Source organism: Symmachiella dynata (assembly GCF_007747995.1).
Lineage (GTDB): Bacteria > Planctomycetota > Planctomycetia > Planctomycetales > Planctomycetaceae > Symmachiella > Symmachiella dynata.
The window spans coordinates 6844329-6856750 of the sequence record NZ_CP036276.1 but is presented as its reverse complement, the minus strand read 5'-3'; the positions used below and the strand labels follow the sequence as shown (position 1 = coordinate 6856750).

Here is a 12422-nt window from a genome sequence, read left to right as displayed (position 1 = left end):
AAGACGCAGCTATTCAATTTCATCATTCCTCGGCCGACATCAGTTGGCCAACGAATATCGCTGCCATATCTGCTGCAGCGCGTCAGCGGCACCCAACTGTAGCTGATAATCGACCATGGACGAAATGATGGTTTCATCAGGATTGATTTCAATTGTCGGCACACCACGCCGACGGGCAGCCGCTATGGGTTCTTGGATATAAGGAAACAGCCCGCTGGTCCCGATGCTGAAAACGACACTGAAACCGGTTTCCAGTTGACGTTGCAGACTCCGCAGCGAGTCTTCGGGCAAGGCCTCCTCGAAAAGCACGACGTCCGGTCGGAGGATGTCGTCACAAGCAGGACAACGAGGCGGGATTTGTAAACCAGCCGTCTCATCTAGGTTCCGGCGATAAGTACACCCCATACAGGAGAGTGACCGCATATTGCCGTGTATTTCAATCACGTTCTGTGAACCCGCTGCACGATGAAAGCCATCGACATTTTGAGTCAAAGTCCAGACACGGGGGAAATGGCGTTCCATTTCCGCGATGACAGAATGCCCCCGGTTGATAGTCGCCCCCTCCGCTGCGGCGGCAATAGCGGCGAGGTACTTCCAAGTCAGTAGCGGATTTGTGCGAATCATCGTTCCGGAAAGGATGGCTTCAATCGGCAACCCGTCTTCCGTGGATTCAACCTCATAGAGCCCCCCAATGCCGCGATACGTCGGGACCCCAGAGTCCGCTGACATTCCCGCTCCAGTCACGAACAGAATGCTCCGGCTTTTGCGAAGTATGCGGACGATCGTATCAATGGTTTGTTGATGTGGCATGGGCGTGACCGACCAGGCGAAGTAGAACAATTCGAGCGGCGAGGCTTAGTATAGATTGTAACAAAGCGACTTGAGCGTTTCCCGGTGGCGAGCTTCGGTCTCGGCGATTTGCCGCTTCAAGTCTTCTTGGGCTGGTAGGCTGGCTGCTGACTGGAGTTGCTGCTCGAGTTGCTGCATCTTTTCGTCAAACTCGGTTTGTAAGCTGTCCGCATACCTCCCCGCGCCACCATTGATAATTCCGGGCATAGGTTTGTGCCTCGATGGGATGATAACGTGTTCGTACCGGTCCCTTGTCATACGCGTTTTGGCGGCCGACAGCAAGGTTTTTTCGACGAGAGGTAAGTATCAGCTTGCTGGAAAGTATCATCGCTGAGACGCATTGGTGGCGACGATAAGGGGCGAGGAATCTTTCGTCCTACCTCGATCGGTGCGATGTGAGGTAGACTGCCTGGGAAGATTGACCACTGAGAATCTTTGGGGAGAAGGTTGCGCTGGCAAGTTAAAAGAGCGGGTTGCCAATCTTTTCTCTGTGCTCTCGGTGTCCTCTGTGGCTAAATCCTGTTGTCCATACGTGTGCGGCGTATGGGTTGGTTGGGATGATCCACCGGACTACTTAGAAAGGTGCGTCGCGACGCACCCTACGCTTTGCGCTATTTGGGTTTGCGTGGGGTGGCGGGGTGCATGAGGACGGCGTCGCTGCCGGCGGCGAACATTTCGAGGTTGGCGGGGAGGAACCGTGGTTGTACGACCGATTCGATGGCGGCCTTCCAGGTCGACTCGTCGAAGGGCAAGATGCCGGACAGCGCGCCGAGCATATAGAAATTCAGGCTCCGCGTTTGCTCGGCGTTGTGGGTGGTTTCGGTGCCGTCCAGCCACAGGCAGTTGGAATATTTCAGTTCATCAAACTCCGGCGGCGGTTCGGAGCGGGAGGTACCGTTGCTGTCAATCCACAAGCGGTTGATCAGTGCGGTGCCGTTGTTGTTGAGATACGGCAAGCGTCGCAGGCCTTCTTGCATCTCCAGCGAAACTAAGAAATCAATCGCCCCTTCGCCGCAGACGGGCGAGTGGACTTCTTCGGCCATACGGACTTGGCACCAGACGCTGCCGAAGCGGCGGCTCAATCCGCGGATTTCACTTTTCTTGACGTCCAACCCCGCTTGCAGGGCGACGGCCGCCAACACATCGCCCGCCAGCAGGATTCCCTGCCCGCCGACGCCGGTGAACATCACGGACGACTGGCTCGTAAGCGTTGCTGATCTCATGAGGGTTGCAACTCAATCAAGTTGGGGGTGGCCGTTAATGAGCGCGGCGCGATCGCATCTTCGGGACAGGCTTGGACGCACAATGTGCAACCGATGCACAGATCCTCGTTGATCCGCGCCACCCAATTTTCGTCCAGCACGTGCTTTTCGACGGCCAGGCAACCAACTTTCATGCACTCGCCACATCCCGTACAGGCTTCGGCGGTGACGAACGCTTGTTGCACGGGCGCTTTGCGTTCGATGAGCAGACAGGGCGCGCGGCTGATGACGACAGCGGGTCCGGGATGCTCCAGTGCGTCACGGAGGATATCCTCGGTCTCATCCATGTCGTATGGATTGGCGACGCGGATCCACTCGATGCCGATCGCTTCGCACAGCTTTTCGATGTCGATGCCCTGCGACTCCCGGCCCTGCAGGCCTTGGCCGTTGCCGGGATGCCCTTGCAGTCCGGTCATGGCAGTGGTGGAGTTGTCCAGAATGAGGATCGTGATCTGCCCCTTGTTGTAGACCACGTCCATCAGCGCGGGAATGCCGGAGTGCAATAACGTGCCGTCACCAATGACCGCCAAAATCCGGCCCTGGCCTTTGTTCTTCAGCGCCTTTTCCATGCCCAAGGCGGTGCCGATGCTGGCCCCCATGCAGACAACCGTGTCGATGCCATTCCAGGGGGCGAACGATCCGAGCGTGTAGCAGCCAATGTCGCCGGCAACCGTCACGTTCAACTTGGAGACGACTGAAAAGATGCCCAGGTATTGGCAACCGGGGCAGATGCGCGGGGCGCGGCCGGGAACCTCGGGGTCGCCGTTTTCGATCGGTTGCGGAACACCGGCGGCAAAACTTGCCAAAATCCGCTGCGGTGTCAACTCGCCGACGCGGGGGACCCAACTCTTGCCTTCGACTTCGATTCCCAGTGCGCGAATATGCTCTTCGAGAAACGGGTCGAGTTCTTCGATGACCAACAACCGGTCGACCTTTGACGCAAAATCACGAATCAATTCGGCCGGCAGCGGATAGGTCATGCCCAATTTCAAGACCGACGCTTCCGGAAAAGCTTCGCGGACATAGGCATAACACATCCCGGAGGTGACGATGCCTAATTTGGTGTCGCGGAATTCCGTCTGGTTGATGTCGAGTCGTTCAGCCAAGTCGGCCATGTGCAGCATGCGATCTTCGATCACCATGTGCCGGCTGATGGCTTGGCGAGGCAGCAGGACGTATTTGTCGAAATCGGGTTGAAACCCTGTGGCTCCATTGCGTGACGGATCGGGGGAGCCCAGCGTGACGCGACTTTGCGTATGACACACCCGCGTGGTAAGCCGCATCATAACGGGCGTGTCGTATTTTTCGCTCAAGTGCAAAGCGATCCCGACAAAGTCCTTCGCCTCCTGGCTGTTGGAGGGCTCGAGCATGGGGAGTTTAGCGGCGCGGGCGTAATGCCGACTGTCTTGCTCGTTTTGTGAACTGTGCGCCGAAGGGTCATCGCCGACAATGACCAGCATGCCGCCGTTGATGCCTGTGTACGAAGCGGAGAACAGCGGATCGGCTGCCACGTTCAGCCCAACGTGTTTCATGGAGACCATCGAGCGGACGCCGGCAAATGCGGCTCCCAGCGCGGTCTCCAGCGCGACCTTCTCGTTCACCGACCACATGGCTTCCAACGAGCCGTAGGTCGAGGCGCTCTCCACGATTTCCGTAGCGGGAGTTCCCGGGTAGCCGGTGGCGACACGTACGCCGCTTTCGTAGGCGCCGCGTGCGATCGCTTGGTTGCCCGAAAGTAATAGTGGTTGCAAAGGGTTCGTCATGAACTACCGGTCCGTCAAAACAGGACTTGTCAGGTCAATGGCATTGGCCGTTTCATCTTGTGCGAGCAAATCGGAGACCGTTTCAATTTTCGCAGAGGGATCAATGAACGGCATCATCCCAGTCAGAACTGCTGCGGCGCCGACTTCAACAAACTGTGCGACGCCCAAAGCTTTTAACGCGTGCATGGAAGCCTCCCAACGCACAGGTTGTTGGAGGAATTGGCCTAAATGTCGGCGAACATACTCCGCCGTGTGCATGGGGCACGCCGTGTCGCAGTTCATTTGAGGAATGGTCGGCTCGTTGATCGTAATCTTCGCCAGCGCTGTTTGGAGTTCGCCGTTCACATCGGCCAGCAAGGGAGTGTGCATGGCCCGTGAGCCGGCAATGCGTTGGGATTTCTTTGCCGCCAGCTCTCCAGCTTTTTCCAAGGCCGCATCGACACCGGCGGCGCGGCCGGCAATCACAAATTGTTCCGGGGAGTTGCTGTTGGCAAGGTAAACATCTTGTTGGTCAGCGCAGATCCCTGTTACGGTTTCCTCGCCTAGTCCGATGATTACACCCATTGCTTGTTCACCGTCTGCGATCCGTTGTTCCAACAGATCTTCGACGGTGGTGACCATTTCTAAACCGGATGCGAAATCGATTGCTCCGGAGGCGTAAGCAGCGGCCCAACTTCCCAGGCTGTGTCCGCAGACGAACTGCGGTTGGCGGTCCAAGCTGCGCAAGACATCTACGTAGGCACAGTTGATGACGTAAATGACTTGTGCCTCAATACGCGGCGGCACAATTTTCCGGCCGCTGCCGGAGAGGCACACCTCAAGAATGTCGTAGCCTAGTTTCTCAGCAGCGAGTGCAATCAATTTGTCGGCTACGGGGGATTTGCCGATGATATCGGCTCCCATGCCGACAAACCGCGAGCCCAGTCCGGGGAAAAGCCAAGCGACCGGGTCGGCCGTGGAGTGGGCTTTGACCGTTTCAGCGGTCTCGTCAGTTGTTTTGCGTACGCCTACCGACATCAATTTCCTTGGTTGCCAATCGATACAATGCGGTTTAAATCAGACGGCGCAATAGGAGGATTTCCCAACCGAACCTAATTCCTCATCGACTGCCGACTGGTGCATACGACACAATTTGGCATCGCTTACACGATGCGAACCCTCACTGGGGATTTTGCGAATTGGTTATCCGAGTTACCACGATTGATCTTACGACCGGACCAGGGCAGATAGACTCTATTTGCACATTTCTGGGGAAAACTATCAACTCACTGCCGTGACCGATTGTTCCCAGCCCTGGGAGATGCGATCGCGGGGGGACCCAACGATAGTTTCCATTCGTGTGTAACTGCAGAATTGAAACGGCCGCAAAAATGATGAAGTCCCAATTCACCATACCGACGGAAACGCACAACTCTGTGTAGTTTACACAGACTCTTAACTGCTCATGGTAAGGATCTATCTGGAAAATCGCAAACGAATAAGGGGAGAACAGCGCTCTCCCAATGCAGAATGTTCGCATAACGCAAAGCTTATGGGTTCACGAGTTGCTAGGATTTAAGTGCGTTAGGAAAAATGAACGTACCTTGTCGTGGTATTCCTGCTGTGCCACTTGAATGCTCTGGTTGTGCTTTGCCCCACTGACTTTCCAAAATTGCTCCGGTTGGCCATTTCCATTAAAAATCGCCTCGATGACCTCCGTGCGAACGTAATTGTCCCGATTGCCGTGAATCAGAAACCACGGACGCCGAGTAAGCACCCTAAACGATGACTCCACATGGGGATAGCGACAATGTCGGCGTCGCTGTATTCGCAACAACTCCATACGCGTGATACCCGCGTGCACCCATTGCGGGAGCATCCGCAGAAATCCGCCAAAGGCGACGACCAAGTGCACCCAGCGCTCGACGTAGATGGTGACGATGGAATGCGTGGGGAAGGCGCCATCGGTGATCACTGCCTGAATCCGGGGATTGCGCGCAGCTGCGACAATGGCTGCACCGCCTCCCTTGGAGACTCCAAATAATCCAATTTCATCGTACGCAGCAATTTGCCGTGACGTGACATATTCGATCGCCGTTTCGACATCGGCCACTTCGTGCTCGGTGACCCATTGCAGCGGCTGGTAGCCGTCGATCGCGTCGCTTTGCCCGTGGTTCGAAAAGTCGAACGAAAACACGTCGAAACCATCGTCGCGCATGAAGTCGACGTAGGGCTGAAACATCCAGCGATTGCCGGTGAATTCGTGGCAAAAGATGATCAGCCCGTGGCGCTCACCGCCGCGATGCCGGAACAAACTTCCCACAAGTCGGCGACCAGTTGAGGTGGTCAACTCGACCGGATCGTCATCCGGAGCGGGCTCTACGAGCTCTGCTTGCAACGGCAGCGCGCTTTCAAAGAGCCGTTGGAATTCTTTGGTATAGAAAATCCCCAGCAAGATCGGCACAATGAGGACCGCGCATAACACGATCGCTATGCCGTATCCTCCGATGGTCCACCAGTCGATCGTCGCGATTACCTGCACCGCTATCCCACGCTTGTCGTTGATTCGAAATCAGGAGAGACTGCCGCGGAGCAGTCGTAGCATCCACAGCGTAAGACGCCCGTTAACTGACAATGCCGCTGATGTCGATGAGATGCAATTGTCGTCCGTGTCCGCCATGAGGGGTATCGACCACGACTTTGGTCCCATCGGGACTGAACCGTGGATGCGTGTCGCAGCGCCACTCGCCTTTGTATTCCGGCGCGGATCGAAAATAACCCAGCGGCACCACTTTGCCGGTCGCGATATGAAACAAATGCGGCATTTGGTTGCGGTTCGAGTCGGGATAGGTGTCGTTGAGGATCCACTCGTCACCCGGTAGATACGAGCAATGTCCGTCGCGTTTGAGGATTCCTTTTCCAATAAACTCGGCTTCGCCGCCGGTCTCGTCCTGAAACAAAAAGAACCCCCGCCCGTGCGGTTGCTGCTCGGAGTAGGCCAGAATGGTGTTCGGGTCGCGCCAGATAAAATGCGAGGTCAAGCCGTTGTCGTCGACGATCCGCAAGTCCTTGCCGTCGGTGTTCGCCGTTAACATCCGCGTGCGGCGGTGGCCATCGGGATATTGCCAACGATGCAACATGATGAACCGCGTGCCGTCGGGATTCACGAGCAAATGGTTAAAATAATGTTTGCACTCCGAATTCCATTCCTTTTTGTCGACGGTTTTGAGTGCCTCGGCAATGGGAATAATGGTCTGGGATTCGCCCGTCTCGAGATCGACGCGATAGATCCCCGAGTCGGCCGGCGCCAACTCATCCGAGTTGCTGTCCGGAATCCCCACATAGCCATATCCGGGGCGTACGTCGTTGACACGAGCAAAATCTAAGCCCACCGCCGTGCGTCCATCGGGGCTGAGTGCATAGATCGCTTGGTCGATGGTTCGCTGCTTGCGCGAGAAGACATCCATGATGCGACAAACATACCGGCCGTCTTCACGATCGTTCCACACGATCTCGCGGTCCGAACCAGGCCGCCATTGCAACATGCATCCCTGCTGCCAACCCCATGCCGTGCTGCTGCCCAATTCAATCCAACGGTCGTTGTCCTGCAGATCGACCATACCGATTTTGATTTCATCATCCGCCCGCGGCGAGCGGTGTTCGAAGTCGACCTCCATCCCCAAGACATACCGCCCGCTGGGATCGAATTCCAATTTGTCATAGTAGCCGAACCAATGGAATTTTGGTCCCCGCGTGATTGTCCGTGTGGGGGGCAGTTCTTGGGGAGCTGCCGCTTGCAGTCCACCGGTCATAGCCGTGATCGATAACCCGGCCGCTGCGGCGGTCTTGAGAAACTGCCGGCGATTGTGTCCGGTACATTGGTCGGCCAAGTTCGTCGCGAGGGGGGAATGATTCATCGTCATAGCTTCGAGTCAATAGGTGTAGGATTGCTGGTATTGTCAATTGGTCGATCGGTGAAAGTGAATGTGCCGCCAACTGCCATCGGTGTGATGCCAGATTCTGGTTTCTTCGGCGGTCGCTGTTTGCGGCTCCCCATCAATGCCAATAAACTGCGTCAAACGTGTATAAGTCACAACGGCAACATCCCCGACCAACCTAACATGAGGAGAGCTGATCGTGCTTTGCCGCGGGCCTTCTTTTTCCAGATCGAAATAGAAGCGGTGAAATTCCAAACCTTTCACCAAATGGCCGACAGCTTCCGGTTCGAAGGCGGTGAGGTCGGCGTCGCACAGATCGACATACGTGCCCCAGTCTTTTCCATCGATGGCTGCTAACAGTTTCCGATTGAGTGAAATCAGTTCGACAATGTCATGTTGATCCGACATGTTTTGTGCCCGGTTTAAGCAGTAAAAATTCGTGGTGAGACTCCGTTGGCGGCAGTCGCCGAGACTTCGACTGTTGCCAAATATTACGTTTATTTATCACGTTCTATGGTAACCGAGGCGGGGAATAAAACACAACGATAGTCCGGTGTGGGGCAAATGTTCCTGTCAACCAAATCTTGAGGTTTAGACCGTTCTTTACGGCGAACATCCCGTCCAGGTCAGGGCAATCGGTATAGGCGAGGCGGTCTCTATCTTCCTGCCAGTCTGCTCAAGCCCCGAGCCTAATAACATCTTGCGTTCGGGCGTCCCCGCAAGTAGGCTGGTGAATGAGCGCGAAAGTCGCCCAATCCCGTTTGTTTTCATCAAGAACCATTTCTCCAAGCCGGCAGCATTTATGAAGTTCGGGATTGCATTCAAAATCGGTGCGCTGGCCACCGGGTTGGTCATTTTGACGGCGGGGACCATTGGTCTGTTGATGATCAATGAGTCGGAGAGAATTCTCACCGAGCATGAACTGACCGACTTTCGCGACGAAGGATACAGCCTCGGCCTGCAGATGCTGTCGTCGATAGCGACGCTCCGCGAAGATGTCCTGGCCTTGTCGGGGCTGCCGGAGGTCAGAGAGCTTGTTCGCGCGCAAAACTCCCCCGATGGCATCGATCCGATTGGCGGTCAAACAGAACAAGAACTCCGCAAGGCTCTGTCGATCGCGTTTCAAAAAGCGATGAAAAATAAGCCGTACGATCAAGTGCGGTTGATCGGTGAAGCGGACGGTGGGCGTGAGTTGATCCGGATTGACGTCAAAGACGGAGAGGTGCACGAGCACTTATATCCCGAGGCCCGCAACGGTGAAGAATTGTATTTCACCGAAACTGAAAAACTGTTGCCGCAACAGGTTTACTTATCTGAGATTAACTTAAACCGCGATGAAGAGGGGGTTGTTGAACAACCGTTTTTACCGGTGCTGCGGGCCGCCGTGCAGATATTGAACGACGAGGGGGATTTCATTGGGATCGCCGTGATCAATCTCGATTTTCAAAAACTCGCACGCACCATTCAATCATCGCGACTGTTTGTCTATCTAACAAACGATCGCGGCGACTTTTTGATCCATCCCGATGAAGACAAACAATTCGTTTTCGATGCGGTTGATGTCAATGAGTGGGCCGCTGATCACAATGAATTGGGGAAGCACTATCGCTTGCAAGACCAGGAGGGGTTTGCCGAACTCAACCACGTCTATGACCTTCCCAATTCCGAAGATCTTCAGCGCCGCGGTATCTCGGTCGATAAGGAGCGGCTCGACTTGCGAGATGAGTCAAAAATCGACAAGCGCCCGCTGTATATGCTGACGATGCACGTCGATAGCGCGGCAGCTCCTGAAGGTGTCGACGAGCTCAATCAACGATTGCGGGAAATCCAAGACGAAGAATCTTCGGTGCCGTTCTTTCGCGATGTGTTTCCAGATGTGAGTATCATTCGGGTACGTGGCAACGACCCTGAGGTGCTCGAACGGGTTGCTCGCGATTTGGAACGACGCTTTCCCGGCAAACTCACACGTGATACGAACGTCCGCATGGATACGTTCGCATTGCACTTTCGCCGCTTGTACTTCGATCCCGGTAACCCTGATCGGTACCTGGGCATGGTGATTGCCGCCTCCTATGAAGAGTTTCTCGCCGAAGGAGCGGCGGTCCGGAATTATGCGCTGCTGGTCGTCGGAATGTTGATCCTGATCGGGGCCTTGTTGGCCTTTCTAGTCTCGGGCGTGATGACGCGTCCTTTACAACGCATCAATGCAGCGACGACTCAATTGGCCGACGGGAACTTCGACGTCTCACTGCCAGTCAAAGACAAAAGCGAAATCGGCGTGCTCGCCCGGTCGTTCTCCGATATGGTCAAACAGTTGCAAGAGCGCAACGCCGATCTGGCTGATCGAGAAGCCCGCATGAGCGCCATTGTCAGCACAGCCGCCGAAGGCATCATCATCTGCAACGGGCTGGGAATGGTGGAATCTTATAACCAAGCGGCCGAGGAGATTTTTGGCTATACGGCCGAAGAAGCAATCGGCACCAGTTTTAGCCGGTTACTGGGCCGTGAAGGGCATACCCCGCCACTCCCCACTGGCAGCGCTTCGGATTCAGCGCCCACTTTGACCCGCTTCAGCGATATTGTGGAACTCGCCAGCGAAACAATTGGCCAACGCAAGGATGGCACCAAGTTTCCTATGGAGATCTCGGTCAGTGAAGTCCGTATTGGCGAGCGGCGACTCTTCACAGCCATTGCGCGGGATGTGACGGAGCAAAAAGAAACTGAACGTGAGATCCGTAGCCTCAATGAACACCTCAAAGAAGCCAAGGTGCATTTGGAGAACCGCGTCCGCGAACGGACGTTGAAGCTACAACAAACCAACGCTGATCTCTCCACTGCTCGCGACGAAGCCGAAGACGCCAATCGCGCCAAGAGCGCATTTCTTGCGCAAATGAGCCACGAACTGCGGACGCCGTTGAATGCGATTATCGGCTATGGCGAACTTTTGATCGAAGATGCCGAGGACGATGGTAACCAGTCGTTGATCGAGGATCTGAATAAAATCATCGAAGCCGGGCGGCATCTGCTCACGTTGATCAACGATATTCTCGATCTCTCCAAAATCGATGCGGGGAAAATGGAGTTGCACCTGGAGCGGTTCAACATCCAGCAACTCGTGGAGAGCGTTGTCGACACGGTCGATCCGTTGGTCAAAAAGAACGGCAATACACTCGCGCTGCAGAGCAACGATGACGTTGGCGAGATGTACGCCGATCATACACGCGTACGGCAAGTTTTATTGAACCTTCTGAGCAATGCTTGCAAATTCACCGAAAACGGACAGATCGATCTCAACGTACAGCGGATCGATGTAGAGGACGCGCCGTACATTCAATTTCAGGTCAAAGATACCGGCATCGGCATGACGCCGGAACATTTGGGCAAACTGTTTCAGACATTCACACAGGCCGACAGTTCCACCACGCGCAAATACGGCGGTACGGGACTGGGGTTATCGATCAGCCGCAGATTCTGCGAATTGATGGGCGGGGGCGTTACGGTAGAAAGCCACCCCGGGAAAGGCTCAACGTTTACCGTCCGGATTCCAGCTGAGGTGGTTGCGTCGGCCCCTGTTGAGGAACCGGAAACTCCCGTCGTGCCCGAAACGCCCCTCCTCAAACCGCGTCCAGGGGAGTCGACCGACGTGTTGGTGATCGACGACGACCCGGCATCGCGTGATTTGCTGCGACGTTTTTTGGAGAAGGAAGGGTTCCACGTCGTCACGGCCGATGGCGGACATGAAGGTTTGCGGATCGCACGACAAACCAAACCCGCCTTCATTACCCTCGACGTGATGATGCCCGAGGTCGACGGCTGGGCCGTTTTGTCCGACCTCAAATCCGATCCGCAGCTGTGCGACGTGCCGGTGATCATGATCACGATGGTCGATGACGAAAACCTAGGTTACGCGTTGGGGGCGACCGACTATTTGACCAAGCCGGTCGACCGTGACCGGCTGATGTCGTTGGTCAACAAACACCGCGACGGCGCGCCGTCTCAGGACGCGGTGTTGATTGTGGAAGACGACGAAGCCACACGGGAATTGCTCAGACGGATGTTGCAGAATTCGGATTGGACGATCGCCGAAGCCGCCAACGGTCGAATCGCATTGGATGAAGTTGCTAAAGTCCGACCCTCGCTGATTCTGCTGGATTTGATGATGCCCGAAATGGACGGGTTCGAGTTTTTGGCCGAAATTCGCAAGGCGCCGCAATGGCGGAGCATCCCCGTGATTGTGGTGACTGCCAAAGAACTTGACGCCGAAGACCGCAAGCGTCTCAATGGCGGTGTGACGCGAATCTTGCAAAAAGGACACTGTTCGCGAGACGATTTACTGAACGAGGTCCGCGCCATGATGCACTCGGCGAGCGGGATCAGACAAACAGGCACCGAAGAGGAGTCGTAATCCTAGTCCGATTGGGGAGCCCCATGAGAAGCAAGTTGCTATGCCGCGGGCCTGGCTGTGACTGCTGATTGAAGTTTCCGCATTCAAAATTCCGCGTTGCGTCCGGGGTTTTGAGATGGAACAATAGTTGTAATCGCGCTCATCGATACCTCGTGCCCTCAGTTTGGCGCGATTCACGAAACCTTTGCCCGTACGGTGTCCGGTTTTTGTACGATCTTGTGATCTC

The 12422-nt window shown here is 55.5% G+C and carries 9 protein-coding genes; 1 reads left to right on the top strand and 8 read right to left on the bottom strand.

Going from position 1 to position 12422, the window contains the following annotated elements:
* Window positions 1–39: 39 nt before the first annotated feature.
* The 8 genes from Mal52_RS26130 to Mal52_RS26095 all read right to left on the bottom strand — a co-directional run bounded on the left by Mal52_RS26130 (window position 40) and on the right by Mal52_RS26095 (window position 8199).
* Window positions 40–810, bottom strand: a complete 771-nt coding sequence (locus tag Mal52_RS26130; protein WP_145379558.1) for an NAD-dependent protein deacylase — start codon at window positions 808–810, stop codon at window positions 40–42.
* Between the two features lie 45 nt (window positions 811–855).
* Window positions 856–1056 (bottom strand): hypothetical protein, encoded by a 201-nt coding sequence (locus Mal52_RS26125; protein WP_145379557.1) that lies wholly within the window; start codon window positions 1054–1056, stop codon window positions 856–858.
* A gap of 404 nt (window positions 1057–1460) precedes the next feature.
* Window positions 1461–2072 (bottom strand): indolepyruvate oxidoreductase subunit beta, encoded by a 612-nt coding sequence (locus tag Mal52_RS26120; RefSeq protein WP_145379555.1) that lies wholly within the window; start codon window positions 2070–2072, stop codon window positions 1461–1463.
* Window positions 2069–3874 carry an indolepyruvate ferredoxin oxidoreductase subunit alpha gene (iorA, locus tag Mal52_RS26115; RefSeq protein WP_145379553.1) on the bottom strand — a complete coding sequence of 602 codons (1806 nt, stop codon included), beginning with the start codon at window positions 3872–3874 and terminating at the stop codon, window positions 2069–2071. The genes Mal52_RS26120 and iorA overlap by 4 nt, the downstream gene beginning before the upstream one ends.
* 3 nt (window positions 3875–3877) lie before the next feature.
* A complete protein-coding gene (locus Mal52_RS26110) occupies window positions 3878–4891 on the bottom strand; it encodes an ACP S-malonyltransferase (RefSeq protein WP_145379551.1) in 1014 nt (337 codons plus the stop codon).
* A gap of 520 nt (window positions 4892–5411) precedes the next feature.
* Complete coding sequence (locus Mal52_RS26105) at window positions 5412–6395, bottom strand: alpha/beta hydrolase (protein ID WP_197533488.1); 984 nt, start codon at window positions 6393–6395, stop codon at window positions 5412–5414.
* Between the two features lie 82 nt (window positions 6396–6477).
* The gene (locus tag Mal52_RS26100; RefSeq protein ID WP_145379547.1) at window positions 6478–7770 is read right to left on the bottom strand and encodes a twin-arginine translocation signal domain-containing protein; all 1293 of its coding nucleotides are present in this window, start codon (window positions 7768–7770) and stop codon (window positions 6478–6480) included.
* Between the two features lie 42 nt (window positions 7771–7812).
* Window positions 7813–8199: a DUF4440 domain-containing protein gene (locus Mal52_RS26095; RefSeq protein WP_145379546.1), complete on the bottom strand. Its 387-nt coding sequence runs from the start codon at window positions 8197–8199 to the stop codon at window positions 7813–7815.
* 394 nt (window positions 8200–8593) lie between these two features.
* Between Mal52_RS26095 and Mal52_RS26090 the strand changes: the two genes are divergently transcribed.
* Window positions 8594–12196, top strand: a complete 3603-nt coding sequence (locus Mal52_RS26090; protein ID WP_145379544.1) for a response regulator — start codon at window positions 8594–8596, stop codon at window positions 12194–12196.
* The last annotated feature ends 226 nt before the right edge of the window (window positions 12197–12422 follow it).